Annotated in this window: 18 protein-coding genes; 11 read left to right on the forward strand and 7 right to left on the reverse strand. The window is 40.3% G+C overall.

From position 1 onward, the window contains the following. Positions 1 to 37 precede the first annotated feature (37 nt). The 9 genes from J0A69_RS08500 to J0A69_RS08540 all read left to right on the forward strand — a co-directional run bounded on the left by J0A69_RS08500 (position 38) and on the right by J0A69_RS08540 (position 12,961). Complete coding sequence (locus J0A69_RS08500; RefSeq protein WP_206586134.1) at positions 38 to 643, forward strand: RNA polymerase sigma factor; 606 nt, start codon at positions 38 to 40, stop codon at positions 641 to 643. A gap of 132 nt (positions 644 to 775) precedes the next feature. Further along, on the forward strand, positions 776 to 1,783 hold the full coding sequence (locus J0A69_RS08505) for a FecR family protein (protein WP_206586135.1): 1,008 nt from the start codon (positions 776 to 778) through the stop codon (positions 1,781 to 1,783). Positions 1,784 to 1,826: 43 nt separating this feature from the next. Beyond that, on the forward strand, positions 1,827 to 5,357 hold the full coding sequence (locus J0A69_RS08510; protein ID WP_236032754.1) for a SusC/RagA family TonB-linked outer membrane protein: 3,531 nt from the start codon (positions 1,827 to 1,829) through the stop codon (positions 5,355 to 5,357). 11 nt (positions 5,358 to 5,368) lie between these two features. Then, positions 5,369 to 6,886, forward strand: a complete 1,518-nt coding sequence (locus tag J0A69_RS08515) for a SusD/RagB family nutrient-binding outer membrane lipoprotein (protein WP_206586136.1) — start codon at positions 5,369 to 5,371, stop codon at positions 6,884 to 6,886. Positions 6,887 to 6,942: 56 nt separating this feature from the next. Continuing rightward, positions 6,943 to 7,881 (forward strand): RraA family protein, encoded by a 939-nt coding sequence (locus J0A69_RS08520; protein ID WP_206586137.1) that lies wholly within the window; start codon positions 6,943 to 6,945, stop codon positions 7,879 to 7,881. Between the two features lie 25 nt (positions 7,882 to 7,906). Next, positions 7,907 to 9,184, forward strand: coding sequence for a mandelate racemase/muconate lactonizing enzyme family protein (locus J0A69_RS08525; protein ID WP_206586138.1), 1,278 nt, complete (start codon positions 7,907 to 7,909; stop codon positions 9,182 to 9,184). Between the two features lie 55 nt (positions 9,185 to 9,239). After that, positions 9,240 to 10,202, forward strand: a complete 963-nt coding sequence (locus J0A69_RS08530; RefSeq protein WP_206586139.1) for an RraA family protein — start codon at positions 9,240 to 9,242, stop codon at positions 10,200 to 10,202. Positions 10,203 to 10,295: 93 nt separating this feature from the next. Continuing rightward, the gene (locus tag J0A69_RS08535) at positions 10,296 to 11,780 is read left to right on the forward strand and encodes a mandelate racemase/muconate lactonizing enzyme family protein (RefSeq protein WP_206586140.1); all 1,485 of its coding nucleotides are present in this window, start codon (positions 10,296 to 10,298) and stop codon (positions 11,778 to 11,780) included. A gap of 158 nt (positions 11,781 to 11,938) precedes the next feature. Further along, the gene (locus J0A69_RS08540; protein ID WP_206586914.1) at positions 11,939 to 12,961 is read left to right on the forward strand and encodes a bile acid:sodium symporter family protein; all 1,023 of its coding nucleotides are present in this window, start codon (positions 11,939 to 11,941) and stop codon (positions 12,959 to 12,961) included. Here J0A69_RS08540 and J0A69_RS08545 read toward each other — a convergent pair. The 7 genes from J0A69_RS08545 to J0A69_RS08575 form a co-directional block, all read right to left on the reverse strand. Then, entirely contained in the window at positions 12,958 to 13,377 is a 420-nt protein-coding gene (locus J0A69_RS08545) for a nuclear transport factor 2 family protein (protein ID WP_206586141.1), read from the reverse strand. The two genes, J0A69_RS08540 and J0A69_RS08545, sit on opposite strands and share 4 nt — an antisense overlap. 262 nt (positions 13,378 to 13,639) lie before the next feature. Next, complete coding sequence (locus tag J0A69_RS08550) at positions 13,640 to 14,506, reverse strand: cation diffusion facilitator family transporter (protein ID WP_206586142.1); 867 nt, start codon at positions 14,504 to 14,506, stop codon at positions 13,640 to 13,642. A gap of 123 nt (positions 14,507 to 14,629) precedes the next feature. Next, positions 14,630 to 15,937: an APC family permease gene (locus tag J0A69_RS08555; protein ID WP_206586143.1), complete on the reverse strand. Its 1,308-nt coding sequence runs from the start codon at positions 15,935 to 15,937 to the stop codon at positions 14,630 to 14,632. Positions 15,938 to 16,039: 102 nt separating this feature from the next. Then, the gene (locus J0A69_RS08560; protein WP_206586144.1) at positions 16,040 to 17,800 is read right to left on the reverse strand and encodes an arylsulfatase; all 1,761 of its coding nucleotides are present in this window, start codon (positions 17,798 to 17,800) and stop codon (positions 16,040 to 16,042) included. Between the two features lie 67 nt (positions 17,801 to 17,867). After that, on the reverse strand, positions 17,868 to 19,001 hold the full coding sequence (locus J0A69_RS08565) for a DEAD/DEAH box helicase (protein WP_206586145.1): 1,134 nt from the start codon (positions 18,999 to 19,001) through the stop codon (positions 17,868 to 17,870). Positions 19,002 to 19,087: 86 nt separating this feature from the next. Further along, entirely contained in the window at positions 19,088 to 20,311 is a 1,224-nt protein-coding gene (locus J0A69_RS08570) for a multidrug effflux MFS transporter (RefSeq protein ID WP_206586915.1), read from the reverse strand. Between the two features lie 222 nt (positions 20,312 to 20,533). Beyond that, positions 20,534 to 20,980, reverse strand: a complete 447-nt coding sequence (locus J0A69_RS08575; RefSeq protein WP_206586146.1) for a cupin domain-containing protein — start codon at positions 20,978 to 20,980, stop codon at positions 20,534 to 20,536. A 165-nt stretch (positions 20,981 to 21,145) separates the two neighbouring features. Here J0A69_RS08575 and J0A69_RS08580 point away from each other — a divergent pair, with 165 nt between their 5' ends. Further along, positions 21,146 to 23,689 (forward strand): DUF7133 domain-containing protein, encoded by a 2,544-nt coding sequence (locus tag J0A69_RS08580; protein WP_206586147.1) that lies wholly within the window; start codon positions 21,146 to 21,148, stop codon positions 23,687 to 23,689. Positions 23,690 to 23,712: 23 nt separating this feature from the next. Then, entirely contained in the window at positions 23,713 to 24,804 is a 1,092-nt protein-coding gene (locus J0A69_RS08585) for a sugar phosphate isomerase/epimerase family protein (RefSeq protein WP_236032759.1), read from the forward strand. The last annotated feature ends 26 nt before the right edge of the window (positions 24,805 to 24,830 follow it).

The raw sequence follows: 24,830 nt of genomic DNA on the forward strand, positions 1-24,830 counted from the left end.
CCTTAAAATCGTCAAATTGTAATATATAATTTCGATTATGAGGGATAGTCTTAATCAAAATTTTTTCAAAAGTTCAAATGACTCAAGGAAATCTTCCTCTGATGATCTTGCACTTTGGAGAAGTATTAAGAATGGAAATGATCTTGCATTTTCAAGTCTCTATAATCGATATGCTCAGCAACTTTTTAATTATGGAATGCATCTTTGCCACAATCGAGAACTCTGCAAAGATTCCATTCAGGAATTATTTACTTATCTCTGGAATCGAAAGGAATCACTTTCGGAAATTGACTCGGTAAAATATTATTTGTTGAAATCCTTCAGGAACCTTCTTATAAAAAGTATAGAAAAGGACAGAAAATTTTTTGTTGATTTGGATGATAAGCATGAGCAGTTTCAGCCAGAAACTTTTGTAGAGGAGGAGATTATTCTAAAGGAGATAAATTTTTTGAAAAGAGAAAAAATGAATTTTGCCCTTTCCAATATTCCTAAAAGACAGCGGGAGATAATTGTTCTCAGGTATTTTAATGAAATGAATTACCAAGAGATTTCTAGTTTGATGGGGATCTCAGTTCCTTCAGCTCACAACTTACTTTCCAAAAGTCTTCAATCCATGCTAGCCATAATTGGAAAATCAAAATGATCATTTTCCCGTTTGGGACTTCGTTTAAATGCCTCTAAAGGGCAATTTTTTTTTTGTCTTAAAAAAAAATGAAAAAAGTGATGAGAAATGGATGACCTGATACTCTTATAGCTGTATTTAAAGTCCGTTGCATTGAATTATCCTAAATCAAATTATTCTGAATTCTCAGTTGAGGATTTTATCATGGATCCATTTTTCAAAGAATGGGTTATCCAATCGTCTCCTGAGGCTGATGAATTTTGGATTCATTGGAAAGAAGAAAATCCCTCCAAAGTAGAAATCTTAGAGGACGCCAAAAAGGCTGTTTTAGCATTGGAGAAATCCCAATTCACTTTAAAAGAAGAGGAATTCAAGGAAATCTGGAAAGGAATAAACAGCTCAAAAACTCAAAAGCCTGCAATAGTTGAAAAGACGAAAAGGAGGTTGGCAATCTGGCCTTATGCTTCAGCAGCAGCATTTTTGGTTCTTTTGTTGGCCTTTTTCTGGATTAGGATGCCAAAAGAAATTGAATACCTGACCGGCTATGGAGAGACTCAAAAAATCATTTTACCTGATAGTTCAATTGTTATCCTAAATGCCAGTTCCAAACTTACTTTTATTGATAACTGGGAATCAGAGGCAGCTCGTGAAATTTGGATCGAAGGTGAGGCATTTTTTGAAGTCAAGCATATGCAAGATCATCAACCCTTTAAAGTCTGGAGTTCAAATGGGATTGGAATCGAGGTTTTAGGGACAGAATTTAATGTTTACAACCGCTCGAATGAAACTGAAGTTGTCCTCAACTCAGGCGTGGTTTCTCTAAGTTTTCCAGTGAAAGAAAAGGAGGGAAAAATCCTGATGAAGCCTGGAGAAATGGTTCAGTTCAAAGACAGCAAATTTCAGAAGAAGGAAGTTAATGCATCGCTCTATACATCTTGGAAAGATGATGTTTTAAACCTGGATGAAACAAGCCTGAAGGATATTCTAAATGTTGCAAAAACCAATTACGGAGTGGATGTGGAAATAGAAAATGAAGCTGTATTAGAACTTACTGCATCCGGTTCCATGCCGCTTTCAGATGCTGAAAATTTCATGAAACAAGTTTCCATGATTTTCAATATCGAAATAACCAAAGAAGAAAATAAGTACCTGATTAAATAACCCAAAATGATTTATTCTCAAAATAACCTAAACCCCAGTAACCATGAAAAAGATTCTACAATTCATGTGTTTCAGTTGCTGGATTTCGTGGAATGCGTTTTCGCAAAACACGGAATTATTGGCTTCTGGGCGCATCAGCTCAGCCTCGGGACATTCCGAAACTGAGTACCAAGACCTTAGAGAAGGTCTCAGTCAGTTAGAAGAAAAATTCAAAGTGTCGATTGCCTACAAAGATGAATTGGTGCAATCAAAGCGATTTAAGAAACAGAATGCTTCATTTACTTCAGTTGAGCAAGGGCTGAAGGTTTTATTGAAAGAATCTGGATTAGCCTATGAAAAGGCAAGTGAAAATTTTTACATCATTTCAGAGAAAAAAGCATCAACTCCAATTAACAAAACAAAGCTGAATCAAATCAGGAATGCTGAATCGATTACAGAGGCACCAGTAGCTTCCCAAAATTCGGGTTTCAGCAGTACCCAATTAGTCAAAGCAAGACAAGTCCAAATTGGAGGTAGAGTAACCGATGAAAATGGAGCAGGATTCCCGGGAGTAAATATTCTTCTCAAAGGTACTTCTGTAGGAACTGTTACCGATGCTCAAGGGAATTATACGATCAATGTAGAAAATGAAAACTCTGTTCTTGTTTTTTCATTTGTCGGGTACAATAACCAAGAAATTTTGGTTGGAAACCGAACAGTGATTGATGTTCAGTTGGAAGTAGATGAAAGTAACCTAGAAGAGGTAGTTGTGACAGCTTTGGGTATTGAGAAATCTGCGAAAAGCTTGGGCTATGCCACCTCAACTGTCCATTCGGATGAATTATCCATTAACAGAACTCCTAATGTGATGAACGCACTTCAGGGTAAAGTTGCTGGGGTAAGCATTTCCGCTTTAGGTTCTGGACCAGGTGGTACTTCAAAAATCAGAATCAGAGGTCAATCCTCAATTTCTGGTCAAAACAACCCACTTATCGTCGTAAACGGGGTTCCAATTGATAATACAAACTTCGGTTCGAATCCTGGAAACAACGCATCTGATAGTAGTATCGGTGTAAGAGGTGGTGGTAATACCTCTGATGGTGGCGACGGTTTGTCAAGTATCAACCCGGATGATGTGGAAACTATGACCATCCTAAAAGGTGCCGCAGCTGCAGCTTTGTATGGTTCTAGAGCGAAAGACGGGGTAATCATGATTACTACTAAAAGTAAAAATGATTCGAAAGGAATCGGAGTTACTTACAATTTGAACTACACCAATGAGGCTCCTCTGGACTTTACTGATTATCAATATGAATATGGACAGGGAGAACAAGGTGTGAGACCTACCACTCCTAACCCAACATCTGGACAATGGTCTTTTGGTGAGAAGTTTCAGCCTGGAATGACTCAAGTTCTATTTGATGGAGTTTCTGTTCCTTATGAGCCTGTAAGAGACCGCATCAAGACTTTCTTTAGAAATGGGCAAAATGTGACTAATTCGGTGACACTTGCCACTTCCAGTGATAAAGGTGGAATGAGCTTGTCATTTTCAGATTTGACAAGTAAAGGGATTGTACCAAACAACACCTTTAATAGAAAAACAATCAACCTTGGATTTGCCTATAATTTAAGTCCAAAGTTCAGTTTCAGAGGTAATTTCAACTATTCCAATGAGGTTAATAAAAACCCGCCAAACATTGGTCAGCAAGACAATACCATTCCTGTGGCTTTATACAATATGGCCAATTCTATGCCTTTAGATGTCCTCAGAGACAATCGATATGATGCCAATGGAAACGAAGCTGTTTATTCAAGATTTAGAAACAGAACCAATCCTTATTTCACACTTTCTGATCAATTCCAAAATATCAGGAGAGATAGGATTTTTGGAAACGTAGCAGTGAAATACCAGCTGACTGATTGGCTATTTGTCCAAGGTAGAGTCGGTCAGGATTACTGGAGTAGAGATCAGGATTATAACAACTTCCCAACAGGCCAAGCATCAAGAGCTCCTGCGCCAGCTGGTTTCGTAAACGGTGTCTACACGCAGGAGCAAAGAAGATTCAGAGAAATCAACACTGACTTCTTGATCAATGCAAACAAGAAATTCGGTGACTTGGGTGTGAATGCGAACTTCGGTGGAAACCACATGCAGAGAAGGTCTGATCTCAATAGTGTTCAAGTAACAGACTTTGTAGTTAGAGGACTTTATACCGTACAAAATGGTCGAGCAAAAGATCCGATTTATGATTTGAATGAGCGGGCTGTAAACTCATTGTATGGATCGGCGGAATTTTCATATCTGGATAAGTTTTTCTTGACAGGTACAGTTAGAAACGACTGGTTCTCCACGCTTTCAAAAGCAAATAGAAGCATTTTATATCCATCTGTTTCAGCCAGTTGGGTATTCCACGAAAATCTAAATACAACGGGTTGGTTGAATTTTGGAAAGGTAAGAGCAGCCTATGCTGAAGTGGGTAGTGACGCCGACGTGGGAGCTTATTCAAATGTGCTTTTCTATGGAATAAACAATAATCTGTTTGGTGGTCAGCCTGTTGGTGGACCGAATGGTACTAACCTTCCAAACCCGGATTTGAGACCGATGAGAATTGGCGAGGCTGAAATTGGTTTTGAATTGAGCATGTTCCAAAGCCGAGTAAGTTTGGACATGGCGCTTTACAGAAAAATCACAACAGATCAGATCGTTAGTGCTCAGATCTCTGATGCTTCTGGCTTTGTCAATACTTCCATTAACAGTGGCAAAAGTGAAAACAAAGGAGTGGAAATGTTATTGACGCTGGTTCCTGTAGAGACCAAGGATTTTACTTGGGAATCTTCAATGAATGCAGCCTATAATGTCACCGAAGTTTTGAGCTTGTTGACTGATACACCAGGTGAAAGAATCACTGTAGGAACCCACGTTTTCAACGGTGAATTGAGACAAATCGTAGGAATGGAAATGGGACAGGTTGCTGGTTTTGGTTATAGAAGAGATGCACAAGGAAGAAAGATTTTTGGAGCAAATGGGATTCCTCTCAGAACTCCTGACCTAATCAATTATGGAAGTGCTTTGCCTAATTGGGTGGGTGGTTTTACCAACTCGTTCAATTACAAAGGGGTGATGCTTTCATTCTTGATAGACTTTAAGCTAGGGAACATCATGCTTTCCGGTACTAACTTCAATGCCGTCCGTCATGGGTTGCACAAAATGACATTGGAAGGAAGAGAAGGTGGGGTAGTAGGAGATGGAGTCAATGAAGCAGGAGAAATCAATACTGCAGTTGCTCCAGTTCAATCCTATTGGGAAGTGGTGCGTTCCCAAGCTTTAGTCGAGCCGGTAATTTTTGATGGTGGATATTGGAAGCTGCGGCAAATCACGCTGGGCTATGATTTCACGAAGCACTTACCTGCAAATCAACCTTTCAAGTCTGTCAAGCTCAATTTTGTAGCGAACAATGTACTCATGCTTAAGAAATGGGTGGATAATATAGATCCGGAGTCTTTTGGATATTCCTCAGATAACTTGGTGGGAATGGAATCCACTGGATTACCATCTACTAGAGGAATAGGATTTAATCTAAATGTTAAATTTTAAGCTCTAAAGACATGAAAAAGATAATTTTAAATATAGCAATTTTCGCAGCGGTCGCATTCGCAACTTCCTGTGACAGCAATTTCGATGAGCTCAATACCAATAAAGTTTCTGCGACTTCAATTGATCCCGCATTCCAATTAAATCAGGCAATAGTGGGTTGTGCTTATCCCAATGGTAGTTTGATTTATGACATCGGTATTGTTCAGCAGATTATATCTCCGAACTCCGGGGTTTTGACTGGTGCCAATTACAATCAGGATAACAGAAACGCAACTCAGGAACTTTGGCAAGGTTACTACCGAAATGTGATAAAAAACACTCGGGATGTAATTAACAGAATACAAGACCAACCTGAGCGTGCCAACCTGTTGCATATGACCAGAATCATTCAGGCTTTCGCCTTTATGGTTTTGACTGATGATTATGGTAGCATTCCTTATTTCGAAGGAGGTCAGGGATATTCTCAACAGATATATCTTCCAGTCTATGATTCTCAGCAAGCCATTTATGAAGATCTAATAAAAGAGCTTTCTGAGGCTACAGCAGCTTTGAATACAGCAGGAAGAGTAGAGTCGGCTGATATTTTATATGCCGGAGACATCAATAAATGGAAAAGCTTCGGTTATTCTCTCTTGCTTAGAGCAGGGATGAGACTGAGTGAAGTAGATGCTGCTAAAGCTCAGCAGGTTGTTCAGACAGCTTTCCAGGGCGGAGTTATCACTGCCAATAGTCAAAATGCTGTTATTCGACATGACCCGAACTATACAAATACGATTGGTAACCTTTTGAATTCCACAGAAGCTTCCAATTTCTATTTGACTGCTCCTTTTGTGAATTACTTGAGAAGTAAAAATGACCCTCGACTTTCTGCCATTGCGATTACCTATGTAGGTGCTAAATCCGGTCCGGAGCAAACACCTGCCAATGGTACTTATGATGCTTCTGTGCATGTAGGTATGCCGATGGGTAATGACAATGCTGGAGCTGTAAAAGCTGCATCCGATGAAGGTTTGGCGAGCTTTTATGAATTTGCGCAAGCTGATAGAAGAAGACTGGCGAAAAATACTGCGCCAAACTTCTTGGTAACAGCTTCTCAGACCAATTTGCTTTTAGCAGAAGCCAGACAAAGAGGTTGGATTACTTCAGGAACCGTTGAATCCTACTACAATGCAGGAATTAGAGCTCATATGGACCAATTGGGAACAGTTGATCCAGGATCAGCCATTGCTCCCACTGCAGTGGATGCATACCTTGCTGAAAATCCATTCGACGCTTCTATGGCTTTGGAGCAAATCAATACTCAATATTGGGTTTCTTCCTTTTTGAATGGTCCTGAGGCATTTGCGAATTTCAGAAGATCTGGTTTTCCAGTGCTTAATACAAATCCATTCCCCGGAAAAGAAGTGGATTTCATCAACCGTTTGACCTATCCTAATTCCGAAATTTCTGTAAATTCAGAAAATGTTAGTGCTGCGATCTCTTCACAAGGACCTGACAACCTAGCAACCAAAGTTTGGTGGGACAAATAGTTTTCTGCAGGGCTTGGTAATCACCAGGCCCTGTTTTATTTAAATCTAGATTAATCATGCTTAAAAAAATTACAATCACCCTTTTCTTGTCATTATGCATGCTGGCTGGCGTAAATGCCCAGCAGATTTCTAAAGAAGAAATGCTCTTTTTGACACAAAAGTGGACTGGAGAGAGGTATGAGGATGGCAGGCCAAAAGTTTCTGATGATATCCTCAGAAGAATGAAAGAAGTAACCCACGATGAGGCATGGGCGGTGATGAAAAATGAAGGCTATCGCTATCAATATGCTGATGGTTGGGGGCTCACAATCAATCCTGATAGTGTTTTAGTAGGAAGGGCTTTGACTGCCACGTTTATGCCAGGTAGACCAGATATCCATGATGCCATAGATGAGAGAGGTAAAAAAGAAGGAAAGCGCGGTCAAAATTCTTGGCCAGTGGACTTGCTTCAACCAGGAGATGTCTATGTAGTAGATCAATTTGGGATTCATAATGGTGGACCGACCATTGGAGATAATGTCGGAAATGCAATCTATGCCAAATCCGGCAACGGGATTGTTTATGATGGAGCGATTCGTGATATCGTTGGACTAAAAGAAATAGGCTCTTTTACATCCTATGTTTCCAGTTATCATCCCTCTCACCATAATCAACCAGGCGATTTGAATACCATGTTGATTGGAATCAACAAACCCACTAGAATTCATCAAGTGACTGTTATGGCTGGAGATGTTGTCCTGGGAAGAGATGGAGGAGTATCCTTTATTCCAGCTCATTTGGCTGAGAAAGTAGTGGTGACTTCAGAGGTAGTCCGCCTGAGAGATATGTTTGGTCATGAGCGACTAAGAGAAGGAAAATACACTGCAGGGCAAATTGACACCCGCTGGTCAGATGAGATAGAAAAAGACTTTTCCCAATGGCTCAATGATCACATCGACGAACTACCTATTGCCAGGGAACAAATACAGGAAATTTTAAAGAAAAGAACCTGGTAAGCTTTAAGTAAACTCAATTTCAATCATGAATAACAAAAAATCACGAAGATCCTTTTTACAAAAAGGAGCCGCTCTTGGATTAACCGGCGCTGGTCTATTGACGAATTTTGGCACTGGTCTACAAGCAGCAGTTCAAAAACAAAACAATTATTCTAACCCCTCAGACCTAAAAATCACTGATGTGAAATGCGGATTTGTCCGCGGAGCTGTTTACGTAAAAGTGTATACCAACCAAGATGTGTGGGGATGTGGAGAAGCAGTGGATGCAATCCATGGCTCATATTACTTGGTCAAAAGACTAGGAAATCAGCTTAAGGGTCAAAATCCCCTAAATCCAAATCGACTTGCTGAGCAGTTGAGAAAAGGATCATTTTTCGGAGGTGCTCAATCCGGAGTTTTTGTGGCAGTTTTGACAGCCATTGAAACTGCCCTTTGGGATATTACTGGTAAGGTTTTTAACGTTCCTGTTTATCAGCTATTAGGCGGAAAATTCCGGGATAAGATCCGGGTTTATTGCGATACAGCTCTTTACACTTCTACCAATCCAAAACCTTCAGATTATGCCGCCGCAGCAAGAGATGCTGTGGACCGAGGTTACAATGCTGTAAAATTTGATGTGGATGATGGTAGAGATCCAAACAAATATGACCGTTTCAATTGGACTGCAAGTCCTGCAGAAATAGATCGGATGTACAATGCCATCGCTGCGGTAAGGGAAGAAGTAGGGCCAAACATAGATGTCTGCGTGGATATGCATGGTCGCTATGATGCAGTCACAGGGATGAAAATGGCAAAAATGTATGAGCCTTTGAATTTGATGTGGTTAGAAGAACCTGTTCCTGCCGATAATCCGGAAGTGTATAAGAAAATCACACAAGAAACGAGTACACCTATTTGCTCAGGAGAAAATATCTATCTGGCTTACGGATTCACCAAGTTACTTTCTGATGGTGCTTTAGATATAATCATGCCTGACCTTCAAAAAGCTGGAGGATTAGGTGAAGCGCAACGTATCGCCAATCTGGCAAACCTCTATTATGTGCCATTCTCTCCGCATATGGTTGCCTCATTTTTAGGAGCAATGGCTAGTTGTCATGTCTGTGCTTCAGTTCCCAATTTCCAAATCATGGAATGGCAGATCTACATGGACAAGGATGACCTTTGGAAAGATATTGTGACATACGATGGGCCGAGGACTGAAAATAGCTTTATCACACTTTCAGAAAAACCGGGAATCGGAGTTGAAATCAACGAAGAAGGCATGAAAAAATATGCCGTTCCAGGGATACCTTTCTTTGAATAATTAATGCACCCTAACCTTTGGTTAGGGTATTTTAAACGATAAACCCTTCATACCAATGAACCCTAAATTTTTACAAAAATCATCTTTTTGTGCTGTTGCCCTGACAGGATTGCTTTTGTTTTCTTCCGGCAAAATCGCAGCACAAAATGTTGGAGCCTCTCCCGAATATATCAAAGCGCTGACCTCTCAATGGACAGGCGAACGATTTCCTGATGGTAGGCCAAAAGTCTCCGATTCCATTTTGGAACGGTTGAAAAACATCTCCATAGAAGAAGCCTGGGGTGTTTTACGAAATAAAGGCTTTCAGAATCAATACGAAGGAGACTGGCAAATAATGCTTCCGGACGAGGCGATGACCGGCCGTGTTGTAACAGCTCAATACATGCCTTTAAGACCAGATCTGGAAAAACAAGTTAAAGATCAAGGCGTGGAAAAAGAGGGGAGATCTCCTAAAGGTGGGACCAATTCATGGCCGATTGATATCCTTACCAATGGTGATGTTTATGTAGCAGATGGCTATGGGAAAATTGCCGATGGAACCTTGATCGGCGATAATCTCGGGAATGCAATTTTTGCAAAATCCCAGCGAGGAGTAGTTTTCAATGGATCCGTTCGAGATCAGGAAGGCCTTTCAGAAATCGAGGGATTTAATGCCTGGATGAAAGGACAAGATCCATCCTACATCCAACAGATGATGTTAACCTCTATCAATACTCCAATAAGAATTGGAAGAGCAACCGTGCTGCCAGGAGATATTGTTTTGGCCAAAAAATACGGAGTGATATTTATTCCAGCCTATTTGGTAGAGGAACTGGTTTTGACTTCTGAAGTCACTGGTTTGAGAGATGAATTTGGGCATCAAAGGCTCCGTGAGGGAAAATACCTGGCTGGACAGATTGATAGCCAATGGACTGAAGAGATCAAAAAAGACTTTCTGGATTGGTTGAATAATTATCCTGGGAAGCTTCCTATGACAAAGGAAGAGCTGGATAATTACTTGAAAGAAAGAAATTATTGAGTTTACAAAAGGCCACGACTTTTGTAAATCCTTTTTGTCGGTGTGGATTTTCCGACATTCTAAAATTTTTACAAAACAATAACCCAAGAAACTATGAAAAGTACTCTACAAAACCTGATTGAAAAAAATAAAATCCGCGAACAGCAGTATGCTGCCCAGCGGCAGGCCGAAATTGATAATCCTTTGACCAAGGATAATAGAAGAGATTTTTTGAAGAAAACTGCCCTAGGCGGCTTGAGTTTGACAGCCTTGATGGGTCTTAGTATTGAAGATACCATGGCAGAAACTACTAAAAACGTACGTCGGGCTTCAGCACCATCAGACTTAAAAATCACAGATTTACGCTATGCCCATACAGCTGTGATGGGAGGGACAGCCATTCTTCGAATCGATACGAACCAAGGGATTTATGGACTGGGTGAGGTTAGAGATGGGGCAGATCCTAAGTACGCTTTGATGCTCAAAAGCCGAATTCTAGGTGAGAATCCCTGTAATGTGGAGAAGATCTTTAAAATCATTAAGCAGTTTGGCGGACAATCCCGTCAGGCTGGCGGTGTCTGTGGAGTAGAGATGGCATTATGGGATCTTTGCGGTAAAGCATACAACGTTCCCGCTTGGCAATTACTTGGAGGTAGGTATCGGGATTCAATTCGATTGTATGCAGATACTCCAGAGGCAAGTTCGCCTGAGGAACAGATGAAATTGATCAAATATAGAACGGAAGAGCAAGGCTATACCTGGCTAAAAATGGATGTTTCTATTGGGGAGATTATGGATATTCCAGGTTGTATCGTTAATCCGGAGATTTTTAAAATGGGTAAAAGCCAATGGCAAGGAGGTTATATGTCTTACGCCAATACGGCTCATCCATTCACAGGAGTTCAAATCACTGAAAAAGGATTGGATGAACTAGCCAAAATAGTGGATCTTGTGAGAGGCATGGTAGGATATGAGATTCCTCTTTCGACAGATCACTATGGACATTTTGACCTGAATAACTGTATTAGATTGGGGCAGGCTCTGGATAAATATAGACTAGCATGGCTCGAAGATATGGTTCCATGGCAGATGTGGGAGCAGCATAAAACTATTACTAATGCACTCAATACTCCGACTACTACTGGAGAGGATATTTATCTTCTTCAATATTTCAAAGACTTGATCGACAATCATGCGGTGGATATTGTGCATCCTGATTTGGCTTCTTCTGGAGGGCTTTTGGAAACAAAGAAAATAGCAGATTATGCGGAAGAAAAAGGAATTTCCATGGCAATGCATCAGGCAGGAACTCCAGTATCTTTCATGGCAAATGTCCATTGTGCTGCCGCAACTCAGAATTTCTTGGCTTTGGAACACCACTCAGTAGATGTTCCGTGGTGGGAAGATATGGTGACCATGACAGGGGGAGGAAAAATGATCGATAAAGGATATGCACCAGTCCCTTTGGATGCGCCTGGTCTTGGAATTGAATTAAACGAGGAGGTGGTCAAGGCACACTTACATCCTTCCGATCAATCATATTTTGCTCCAACAGATATGTGGAATGATAAGCGTTCGCATGACAGAACTTACAGTTAAACACCTATTTTACCTATAGTAGAACCCGAAAACTTGCTTTAAAGCTTGTTTTCGGGTTAATTTCAAAAGAATTCACCCAAAATACCATCATTTTGAATCCAAAAATCACCAAAGCCTTATCGATTTTCTCAGTTGTCCTATTCCTCGCAGCGATTGCAATGAGTGTATTCTCAGACATTTCAAACGCAGGATTTTTATGGATTGGTTTCTTCTTTATTTGTGCGATTTCATTTTTGGGAAATCCCAAATTGAAAGGGTACGCCTATTCCATGATGATATTTGGCTCAGTGGCAATCGCATTGTATTTCCCTCAATATTTTGTCGAATACAAAGGCTATAAATTCAGTGCGCTGATTGTTCCCTTGATCCAGATCATTATGTTTGGAATGGGTACATCCATGAGTGTGAAGGATTTTTTGGGAGTAGTTAAAATGCCTAAAGGCGTGTTGATTGGGGTTTTTTGCCAATTTTCTATCATGCCTTTTATTGGATTTACTTTGGCAAAATTGAGCGGGTTTCCTCCTGAAATTGCTGCAGGTATGATTTTGATTGGATGCTCTCCTAGTGGGATGGCTTCAAATGTGATGAGTTATTTGGCAAAGGCTAACCTTGCCCTTTCTATTACAGTAACTTCTATTACCACTTTATTGGCACCTTTAGTTACTCCGTTTTTGATGGGCTGGCTTGCAGGAGAATTCGTCGCAATTGATGTGGTCGAGATGATGTTTAGCATCGTGAAAATGGTCATCATACCAATTGGTGCTGGATTATTATTTAATTATTTCCTTCAAGGGAAATCCAAGTGGTTGGACGATTTGATGCCTATTATCTCTATGGCGGCCATCGCACTGATCCTCGTAATCATCGTCGCTGCCGGAAGAGATAGCTTGTTGGACATTGGACCTTTACTGATCGTTTTGGTGATATTTCATAATCTAGCAGGTTATGCTTTGGGGTATTGGGCAAGTCGATTATTCAAGCTGAGTGAAAAAGATTGCAGAACAATCGCCATAGAAGTAGGTATGCAAAACGGAGGTCTTGCTTCTGGAATAGCAAAAGAAATGGGGAAAATCGCAACAGTGGGTTTAGCACCAGCGGTTTTCGGTCCATTTATGAATGTTAGCGGATCAATTTTAGCCTCTTATTGGCATAAAAAGCCAATTCCTGAGGAAAAAGCTTAGGGTAATTTATAAGCTTGTCGGGCCAGTAATTTCCACTGGCCTTTTTCTTTGTGCCAAACTAGCATAACTCCGATTTCTATGGAATTGGAAACTCCGCCATCTGTAATATCAGCAGCAAGTTTATGCCTCACAATTGCAATATCCTTTTCCATTTGAATCGTTTGATCTTTGAAAGTAATGGATGCAAAATCTGAAACTCCACTGACTAATGCCTCTATAAATTGAGATTGGTTTTCAAGTTTGCCGCTGGAATGTCCATAGCTAAGATTCTCTGAGCTAAGGGCTTTAAGGTTTGCTTCGGTAGGATCAATGAGTGCTAAGCGTAATGCTTCTACTTTTGCTTCGACTTCTCTTTCTGCCTGTGCAAAAACAAGGGTACAACATAGAAGAAAGCAGAGAGTAAAGAGGGTTTTCATGGGTTTGATTGCTAAAGATTTTTACAATAAGTAAGGCACTAAAATCAAGTGGATACTTTTTTTAGATTTCGGATTTAAGATACAAAAAATATATCCTCATGCTTTCTGTAGAACCATGATTATTGTGTGGTCAAATTGAATGAGACCTGGGTAAATCCAATCAGGCATAGGTACATGGAGAAGGAGAAAAAATGCTCTTGTTGGAAATTTAAACGAGACAAACCATCTTTTCTCGAAAGATGGTACAAGCAAAATCTAATTTTTAAAAAGGCTCAATGTGAATAAGGACATGTCCCAATTGTGGAATCTCTTTTCGAAGTCGATCTTTTAATAAATGGGCGATGTCATGTCCTTCGGTAACGGTTAAATCACCTTCTACACAAGCATGAAGGTCCACATGGTATTTCATTCCTGCTTTTCGGATAAAACATTTTTCGGTGCCTTTCACGCCTTTTACTTTCAAAGCTACTTCTCGGATTTCATCGGTCAACTCGGCATAATTGTTTTCATCCATGATTTCTCCCAAAGCAGGCCGAAAAATCTTATAACTGTTGTAAGCAATGAAAACCACTGCTACCAAAGCCGCATAATCATCTGCAACCTCATATCCATCACCGAAATAAATCGCGATTGAAATCCCGATAAAAGCTGCCACTGAGGTGATCGCATCACTGCGATGATGCCAAGCTTCTGCTTTTAAGGAATCAGAATTCAACTTAATACTTCGTCGCATGACTATCTGGTAGGAAATTTCTTTCCACAAAATGATGGCTCCCAGAATCCACAAAGTAAAAGTCTCAGGAACTTTGTGGGGAGTCTGAATATGCTGTATGGATTGATAGGTAATCGTTGTGGCTGAAACTATCAAAAAGGCAACCACCAAAAAGGTCGTGAGAGGTTCTGCCTTTCCATGGCCATAGGGATGATTTTCATCTGGGGGACGACTTGCATATTTCAGCCCAATCAAAACCAGAATTGAAGCAAAAACATCCAAAACTGACTCGATTCCATCCGCAATCAATGCATAAGAATGACCGAAAATACCTGCCAAAAATTTGATTGCAGCCAATGCCACATTCCCAAGCATACTGAAAACGACTGTTCTGACAGCTAAATTTTTGCGGGGCATTTTATTCGAAGTCAATTAAATTAAAAATGGATGTGAAAATAATCCCAACCATTTTTAATAGGTTGAACAGAATGGCAAAGGTCTAGGTTTCTGCCAAGCATAAAAACTAATTTTACAAAAAGATCAAGCCTGCCTTTTTCCAGCCTTACTGATCCAATAGAATCCTGATCCAATCAGGATCAACACAGCAGTCATCCAAATCGAAGTCCAGCTGACCTGCATCATGAGCCATAGACAAGCCAATATTCCTAAAATGGGAATCAAATAACCTGCTTTATTGATAAATCTTCCTTCACTTTTGAATCTAGGTCTTAGGACTGGAATCGCTGCACAACTCATGATAAAAAGGAAAAGTCTGGAAAGTACAGTCATAGCTGCCAGGAAAGTAAAGGAGCCAAAAGCAGTCAATAGAAAAGCCGCAATTCCAAAGAAAATGACTGAATTCGCTGGTGTCAAAAACTTGGAATGAACCTCACCAAACCAATTTGGTAGGGATTTTTCCAAAGCCAAAGCATAGGTAACCCGAGTTGCAGAAAACATAGAGCCAATTAGGTTTGCTAAAACGGAAGTTGCTACTCCAATCATAAGAAATACAGCTCCTATATTTCCAAAAAGAGCTGATGATGCATCCAGTAGAGGCGTTTTACTTGATGCCAAATCAGGTACAGCTGCTTGAGAAACTAATTGGATCAACATGTATAAAACAGCCACAATCACCAGGCCTAGCAGTAATCCAACTGGCATGTCTCGTTCGGGATTTTTTGCTTCACCAGCAGGCACTACAGCCCCTTCAAAACCCACAAATGCATAAATCAAAAGTAAAGCTGCTGCCCCAAGGTTAGAACCCGAAGGTAATGGGCTTTCAAAGGTTGGTAAAACTTCTGGTCCAAGAATCAAAAATCCGCCAAGTATCAATCCCAATAAGACGGAAAATTTCACAATCGTAAACACTGTCATTGAGCGGATGGACTCCACAGATCCTAAAATATTGACCAAACTCAAAGCAGAACAAGTCAAGGCTAGCGTAATCAATCTGCCAGCTCCAGACCCTGCAATGGGTAGGAAATAAGCAATGCTATCAGTCAGTAAAACGGTATTGGCAGCAAAGGAAATCAACCGGGCAAGGTAATAAAGCCATCCACCTTGAAATCCCACAAAAGAACCAAAAGCCAATGTTCCGTAGCGAATTGGACCTCCTGTTCCTCTGAAATAGCTCCCTAGCTCAGCAAAGCACAAGATCACGGGAAGAATTAAAAGAGCGCAAAAAGCATAAATCCAAACACTGTATTCTCCTGCCAAAGCTGCTGCTCCAGAAGGCAATCCAAAAATTCCCGCTCCGATCAATCCATTAACCACAAGCATCCAAACTCCCCAAAGTCCTAGATTTCTTGGTAATTTCTCTTGGACTTCTTGACTTGAAATTTGAGGCATGAAAGGCGGTTTTTTTTGATTCTTGCTAAAAAGATAAGCCAAAAAATTATTTCAGTAAATCAGATTTTCAGCTTTCAAGAATTTATTTGATGGTTGGTAAGCTTATTTCTTGGTAATTTCCACCCAAAAAGGAAAAATCTGTTTTCCTTCGACCTCATAAAAAGGAATGATTTTCGACTCAATTCTTGGTAATTCTATGTCTTTCATTTCTAGGAATTCTAAAGGGGAGGCGGATTCATCTTTTGATAAATTCACATGAGGTCCAATTTCCAAAACCATCTTTCCTTTCGCCGCAACCGGCTTCACAAATTTGAATTTAAAATCATAAATACCCGGTTCCAGCTCTACATCCCAATAGCCAAAGATTTCCTCCTGTGCCCAAATGCCTCGTTGACCGCCAGCGTCATTTCGATTTAGAAAAACCGGATTTTCTTCAGCTGATCCAATTTTGATTTTGGGAGGGTTCAGGATGTTTTGTTCATTGACCAATTCCTCGTAGATATGATCCATTTCATCTTTCAATGCTAATCCTAGACTCTCTTGTGTGGAAATTAAATTGGTTTGTTCGTAGGGATCATCTTTAAGATTATACAGTTCAAAGTCCCCAATAGAAGCGTTAAAATCAGTTTTTCCAACTAGCTTCCAGCCGGATTTTTGGATTGAGATGTTGTTATATCGCTCAGGGAATTTACGTGTCCAATAGGAGAATAAACTCCGGTTTTCAAATTCATTTTTGTTCCCATTTAGGAGTGGAACCAAGCTTTTTCCATCAATTTTTCGATCTGAGGGGATTTCAAAACCAATCAAATCCCCCAAGGTAGGAAGGATGTCTAAATGTGCCGTCAATGCCTCTATTGTCTGGGGTTGAGAAAATTTCTTTGGAAATTTTAGAAGTAGGGGAGCCCTTACACCTCCTTGAAAAACATTTCCCTTTAATCCTCTCAAACCTGAAACATAACGCTGCTGCTGGGGTCCATTATCGGTCATGAAAAGAATGATTGTGTTATCAGCTATCCCTAAATCCTCCAGTTTGTTGAACAGTTTTTTTAGATTGTCATCGATGTTTTCCACCATCGCATAGACTTTCCTTGCATCCTCCTTTTGGGATTCATTCATAGGATAAAAAGGTTTTCCATCCTCTCCAAACCCTAAACTTGGATCCAAATCCTTGTATTTTTGATAGTATTCATCTGGAACTTGAAGAGGAGTATGAGGGGCGTTGAATGCCAAATAGGTAAAAAAAGGGTGGTCTTTGTTTTTTTCTAAGAATTTGATTGCGCCTTCAGCAAAGATATCAGAACAGTATCCTTCAAAAGCTTCCTGCTGATTATTATGCCAAAGCACAGGGTCAAAATAACTTCGGTCTCCTTGATAATAGGTAGTAAAATCACCCACTTGACCCATTCCTCCCGAGAGGTGAATCAATGATTCATCAAAACCTTGATCACTTGGCCGCATCGGATAATTATCCCCCAAATGCCATTTTCCAAATATCCCAGTTGCATAATTTTTGGCTTTTAACAATTCTGCAATTGTGATCTCACTTGAAGCCATCATAGCTCCTCCGTTATAAGTATCTCGAATTCCTGTTCTCAAAGAATACCTTCCAGTCATCAAACTTGAGCGGGTTGGAGCACAAACGGGAGAAACATAAAAATTGGTGAACTGGACACTTTCCTTGGCAAGTTGGTCCAAGGTTGGTGTATTGACATGTGGGTTTCCAGTAAAGCCAAAATCTCCATATCCTTGATCATCAGTAATAATGAGGATTACATTGGGTTGAGTTTGGGACAAAACCCTAGTCTGTAGAACAAAGGAAATTAAGAATAAGGAAATACTTAAAAATGCTTTGGGAAAGGTCATTTGGATTTTCTAGCTCATGGAAAGAGATAGAAGTTCCTTTAAAAAAATGAAAATTCAAATCAGCTTACTAAAAATCCATGTCATCCGTACTTCTGAGCTGCACGTGTTTTTTCATTTTTTTCTGGATGATTTTAAAGTGGTGCAAATCCTCTTCAGTGATCAAAGAAATAGCCTCGCCAGTTGCACCTGCTCTCCCAGTTCTCCCGATTCTATGCACATAATCTTTTGGAGATCTGGGCAATTCATAATTTATCACAAGGGGTAAAAACTGTATGTCTATCCCCCTGCCAGCCAAGTCTGTTGCTACCAAAACTCTTGTTTTGCCGGACTTGAATTTTGCCAAAGCTTCTGTTCTGGCTCCCTGACTTTTATCTCCATGGAAAGCCACAGCATCAATCCCATTTTTCACCAATTTATTGGCGACGTTATTTGCAGTACGAATGGAAGAAGTGAAAACCAAAATTTGTTTCCAATCCCCGGATTGTAGGATATGACGTAATAAAGGGCCTTTTTTCTCCGCTTCTACACGATAGGCATACTGATCAATCAGATCCACATCCATTTCAGCAGCCTTTACAGTGATTTTTTTTGGATCTTTCAGAAGAGAAGAAATCATCTTTTCCAAGGTTTCATCCATTGTTGCTGAAAACAAGATGTTTTGACGCTTTTTAGGTATTTCGGAAAGGATCTGGTTGACTTCTTCCCTGAATCCCATATTCAGGACCTTGTCCATTTCATCAAGCACCAAAATTTCTACTTGGGATAGCTGAAGTGAATTTTTAGATAATAGATCCAAAAGCCTGCCTGGCGTAGCAATAAGGATGTCAGTTCCATTTAATTTCCGCATCTGTGGATTGATGGAAACTCCTCCAAAAACCGCAACCGTTTTTACCCTTCTATTTAAAAATCTTGAAAAATTATCTGCAACCTGTGCTACCTGTGAAGCCAATTCCCGCGTAGGAACCAAAATCAACACTGGGATATTTCTTGAGCTATTTTCTTTTTTGCCTTGAAGAATCTGGAGGATAGGTAAAATGTAGGAAGCAGTTTTACCTGAACCTGTAGGTGCAATTCCTAAAATATCCTGGGTTCCTAAAATGGCAGGAATCGCTTCGATTTGAATAGGATAGGGAGTTTGATAATTAGCTTTCTCAGTAGCAGTCACTAACTGCTGATTCAATCCTAAATCAGAAAATTTCATGGGTTCCAAATTTGGACAAAGGTAAGGATGTTCTTTGATTGAGTTTTGCCTAGAAACCAATCATTCCATTCTTTGCTCTAAAATAGTTAGCTCGCAAAAGCCTCCTCTTTGTAAACTTTGCTGATCGTACCTCGAATGTTTTGATCAGTTTTCAAGGCAATAAAGCCAGCAAGTGCGCAGGCGGCCATTCCAGCAACCATTGGCAATGAAGTTCCATCGTGAAAAAAGCTTACCCCAGCAGAAGCCAATCCCCCAAATGCCATTCGCACGCTTCCCAAAATGGCAGAAGCACTCCCCGCATTTCGAGAAAATGGAGCCAAGGATAGAGCGGCAGTATTCGGTCCGTTTAATCCATGAGCAGTTAAAAACACAAACATCAGCGCCAGTAAAATGCCCACTCCAAACCATTGAAAATAGATTCCAATAACTAAAAGAAGCCCAACCAGAACCTGATAGTGCATCGAGAAATTAATGATTTGCTGGCTAGTAAATCTCCTCAAGAGCAAGTGATTTAGCTGTGTGGAACCAATCATCGCAAAGGCCAAAACTGCGAAAATCCATCCATACTGGGTTTCACTAACCCCGTAGATATTCATAAAAACATCTGCTGAACCTGCGATATAAGCAAAAGGAGCTGCTCCAGCCAACCCACCAACCAACATATACACCAAGAACTGGCGGTTTTGCAAAACCTGAATATAGTTTTTCCACACTTGATTTGGCTTCAGCGATACTAATTTATCCGGATCTGCGCCATCAGGTAAAACATAAATTACTGCTAACCAAATGATTACTGTTAAAATAGCCAGTATTATAAACACCCAATGCCAATGGTAAAATGCAGTTACAAATCCACCGAGTGTTGGAGCAATCATAGGGGAAACGGCAATCACCAAAGTCAATAAAGCGAGAACTTGAGCGGTTTTTTTTACAGGGAAAATATCTCTCACCATTGCTTGCGCTGCCACCATTCCTGCACAACCACCAATTGCTTGGAGAAATCTCATAAGGATTAGATTTTCCACCGAGCCAGAAAGCGCACAACCAATAGAAGCCAAGACATAAATCCCTAACCCAGCATACAAGGGTTTCTTTCTTCCATATTTGTCGAGCAAAGGCCCATAAAAAAGTTGTCCGATGGCGATGCCCACCAAATACCCCGTTAAGGAAAGTTGGATATTGGCAATAGAGGTATCCAAATCTCTTGCCATTGCAGGAAATCCAGGCAGATACATGTCTATGGAAAAGGGGCTGATTGTACAAAGTGCGCCTAATACCAAGACAATTTTGAAGTATTCCTTTTTTGAAATTTTCCTATCCAATTAAAAACTGATTTTATCTCACCAAACTATTCTGAGCAAACAGGTTTGATTCTTATTGAGTTCGTAAAATTCGGCCAAATTAATTGACAAAAAAATAAAGAGGAGAACTTAATTTTGAGAATTAAATAATTGATAATCTGAAAACAATAGATCTTTTTAGGTTTCTATGTTTGCTTTTGAATACTCATCGATTGTTAGAAGATAATTTTTTTAAGGATTTGTTTCCTCCAACACTTTCGTAATGGTCATGCCTTCACTTCCAGCATAAAAGACAATGATTTCTGCTGGGACATCTCCGGAATTGACTCCAAAATGAACCGTATTAACTACCTCGATAATAGGATCGCCAGCTTTCATTTTTAATTTATTTCCAAATTCATCTTCTACGGTAAGTTCTCCTGTCAAAAGAACTCCTGCATTGATTACTGGATGAAGATGCTTAGGTAAAGTTGAACCCGGGCCTATGGTGATTTTCAAAATAGAAATTTTAGGTTTCCCCTCAGGATAGGCAGGAATTGGGTTTCCATTCCAAGTTTCTTCCGACGAAATCAATACTTCTGAAGTATTTGAAGTAATCTGGCTGACTGTGATGAAATAAGTGAAAAGAGAGGCCAAAGCTATTAGCAGTAGAGCAAAAATTGGCTTGATTGTTAGCATATGTAGATCAAAATTAATTCGTGAAAAGTGTCAAAAGTAATCCGGATTTTTTTAACCGTTTGGTAAAATAGTCTTGTGAATCAATCGAATAAGTGTCAAATTAGGAAAACTGTCCTTTTAATAAAATTAATGTAGAAGGATGGAATAATAACCCAAAATAAACCTATGTCGATTCACCGCTATGCGGGCATCCTGTTGCTGGTGTCCCTGATGTTTGCTTGTTCCCCTACCGATAGCGAAGATATACGAGGCATTTCAGCTCCAAAATCACCCGATGAAGAGCTTAAAACCTTCCAGCTGGAACCTGGCTTTAAAATCCAATTAGTAGCCTCTGAACCGATGGTACAAGAGCCTGTGGCTATTCAGTTTGATGAGGATGGAAGACTTTGGGTAGTTGAGATGAGAGGCTACATGTCAGACATGGAAGCAAGTGAGGAGGAGAAACCCATCGGAAGAATTTCTGTTTTGGAGGATACGGACGGGGATGGAGAAATGGATAAATCGACAATTTATCTCGACAGTTTGATCATGCCGAGATCCATCGGTTTGTTTTCCGGAGGAGCTTTGGTAGCTGAAAATAATGCACTTTGGGTGACTAAAGATCTTGATGGAGACCTAAAATCAGACTCTAAAGTTCTATTGGATTCCACTTATTCCAAAAGTGGTGTAGTCGAGCACACCGATAATGGATTTGTGAGGAATTTAGACAACTGGTATTACAGCGCCAAGTCCCGCCTCAGGTATAGACTTCAGGGAGATGAATGGATACGGGATTCTACTGAGTTTCGTGGACAATGGGGGATTTCCCAAGACGATAAAGGCAGGCTAATCTATAATTACAATTGGTCTCAGCTTCATGGAGACTTGGTGCCTGCGAATTATATTTTTGAAAATAAAAACTACACCCCATCCGTGGGTATAGATTATGGATTGACAATAGACAGAAGAGTTTATCCAATCCGATCCAATCTTGCTGTAAATCGAGGTTATATTCCAGGTACTTTAGATGAAGAGGGAAAATTGCTGGAATTTACCTCTGCTTGCTCACCGGTAGTTTATAGAAGCAACTTATTTCCAGAAGAATTTCATGGGAATATTTTCGTGATGGAAAATGCCGGGAATCTGGTCAAAAGAAATTTGGTCACTGAAAAAGGAGTTTATCTGGAGGCAAAAGATCCCAACCCAGGTACTGAATTTTTAGCTTCTACTGATGAAAGATTTCGGCCCGTCCATGGTTCGGTCGGCCCTGATGGAGCGCTTTACATAGTCGATATGTATCATGGGATTGTCCAGCATGTGGCATACATGACGGAGTATCTCAAAGAACAGACGATTGAGAGGAGATTGGATGCTCCTGTTCATATGGGCAGAATCTGGAGAATTGTTCCTGAAAATGCTCAAGTAAAAGCACCTGAAAAACTCTCCCAGAAAACTGATCAAGAATTGGCGGAATTTCTCTCTCATGCAGATGGTTGGTATAGAGATATGGCTCAAAGGCTTTTGATTGAGAGAAATGCTAGCGCTATTGAGACTGAATTAAAAAATCTGGCTAAGAATTCTTCTGAAAACTATGGGGCTATCCATGCTTTGTGGACTTTGGAAGGTTTGGGGCTTGCAGATTCAGAATTTTTAATGGACCTATTGAATCATGAAGATGAACTGGTTCAGGCCAATGCTTTAAGGGTTTTGGATAAGCAGGTGGAGACAAATCCCTTACTTCAAGAAAGGTTAGGAGAAAAAATGATTGCCATGTCTCAAAATCCAGGTCCGGAATTGGGACTTCAACTGGCTTTGAGTTCCTATGCTCTTAATGACAAAAACAATCAAGTTGTATTGACAAATATCCTCCAAAATCAAGGCGAAGATCCACTCATAAGAGACGCTGTATTGAGTAGTTTGGAAGATAGAGAGTTTGATTTTTTGAAGACGCTGTGGAATCAGGAAAACTGGGGTAAATCCCAATCTGATAAAGAAATGGTGTTGGAAATGCTCACTGCTGCAATTATAAAAAAAGCGGATGAAGGCGAAATTAAAAATCTTATCAGCTTGATAGACCAAGATGATATGGGCTGGAAGGAACATGCTGTATTGGCCTCTATGGCCATTCAATCCGGAAATTCTCCAGAAGTAGGTTTTGTGGCATATTCCTCCGAACCAAATTTATTTAAAAGGGCAAACCTGCCTCTGGAATCCAATCGAATCGCCATGTTAAAAAGGCTTTTTTCTTGGCCGGGTTTTGATCCAAGCCAAATCACAACTGCGGAAGGCAATTTGGAGGGAAAAGAGCTGAAACAATTTGCTGAAGGAAGGCAAAAATTCCTTGCTAGCTGTGCAAGTTGCCATGGGGCAAACGGGAAAGGTCTGAATAGGATGGGTCCACCGCTTGCCAATTCTGAATGGGTTTTAGGGGATGAAAATCGATTAACTCTGATTTTACTGCATGGCTTGGAAGGAGCAATCGAAGTAGATGGTAAAAAATACGATGCTCCTGAAATTCTTCCTGTCATGCCCGCACATTCTACAATGGATGATTCAAGTATTGCTTCGATTTTGACCTACATTAGAAATGAATGGGGAAATCAAGCGACTGCAGTAACAGGAAGAACTGTCGGAAAAATGAGGGTGACTTCGCAAGGTAGAGTGTACCCTTGGTCTCCAGCTGAATTGAATCAGCATGTAGAAAAATTAAATGCCAGTGAATTCAACTAGAACGACAATAGCCCAAAATATCTATGAAAAAAAATCATCAAATACTGCAGGAAGGAAGAAGGGATTTTATCCGGAAAGCAGGTTTGGGAGCTCTGGCGATGAATTTTCCATTTCCTGAGATTCCCCAAAGTCTTGCGGGAATTCCCATGGGGATTGTCGTTCATTCCTATGCCGCTCGCTGGCATTCGAAAACATCCAGCTCGGTTTACCCCGGCTTTGAAAATGCCCTTGACTTGATAGCCCACTGTGAAAAAATTGGTGCTGGAGGAGTCCAGGTAGGCGTCAATGGATGGGCAAGTGACTTTGCAAAAAAGGTGAGGGATGTCAGAGAAAAAAGCGGATTATATCTGGAAGGCAGCATTGGATTGCCTAAATCTTCCACCGATGTTTCCAACTTTGAAAAAGAGGTAATTGCCGCAAAAGAGGCTGGAGCGGAAGTTTTGAGAACTGTCTGCTTGAACGGAAGAAGGTATGAAAACTTCCACTCGGAAAAAGAATTTCTTGACTTCAAAACAGGAGCTTTGGTTTCTCTGGCTTTGGCAGAGCCAATTGTAAGCAAGCATAAAATGAAATTGGCTGTAGAAAACCACAAAGATTGGAAAGCAGCTGAATTGGCTGAAATTATCCGAGATCTAGGAAGTGAGTGGGTTGGGGTAACGGTCGATTTTGGGAATAATATGGCTTTATTGGAAGATCCCATGGAGGTTATTTCCACTTTGGCACCGCTGGCTTTTTCTACCCACGTGAAAGACATGGGTGTCAAAGAATATGATCAAGGATTTTTACTGTCTGAAGTTCCTTTGGGAGAAGGGATTGTAGACCTCAAAGCTGGGGTGGAACTATGCAAAAAATATAACCCTACTATCAATTTCAGCTTAGAAATGATCACCAGAGATCCTTTGGAAATCCCTGTTTTGATTGAGGAGTATTGGGGGACTTTCCCTGATTCCAATGCCTTAACCTTAGCCAGGATTTTAAAAAAAGTAAAAGAAACCAGCTTTGAAAAAGGTCTCCCAGAAGTTTCTAACTTGACTTCAGAAGAACGATTGGCTTTCGAAGAAGCTAATGTGATAGCCTGCTTGGATTATAGTGAAAAGAGTTTGGGGCTTGGATAAGATTTAATAAAAACAAAAAATAATGA

The organism is Algoriphagus pacificus, from assembly GCF_017254845.1.
GTDB lineage: Bacteria > Bacteroidota > Bacteroidia > Cytophagales > Cyclobacteriaceae > Algoriphagus > Algoriphagus pacificus.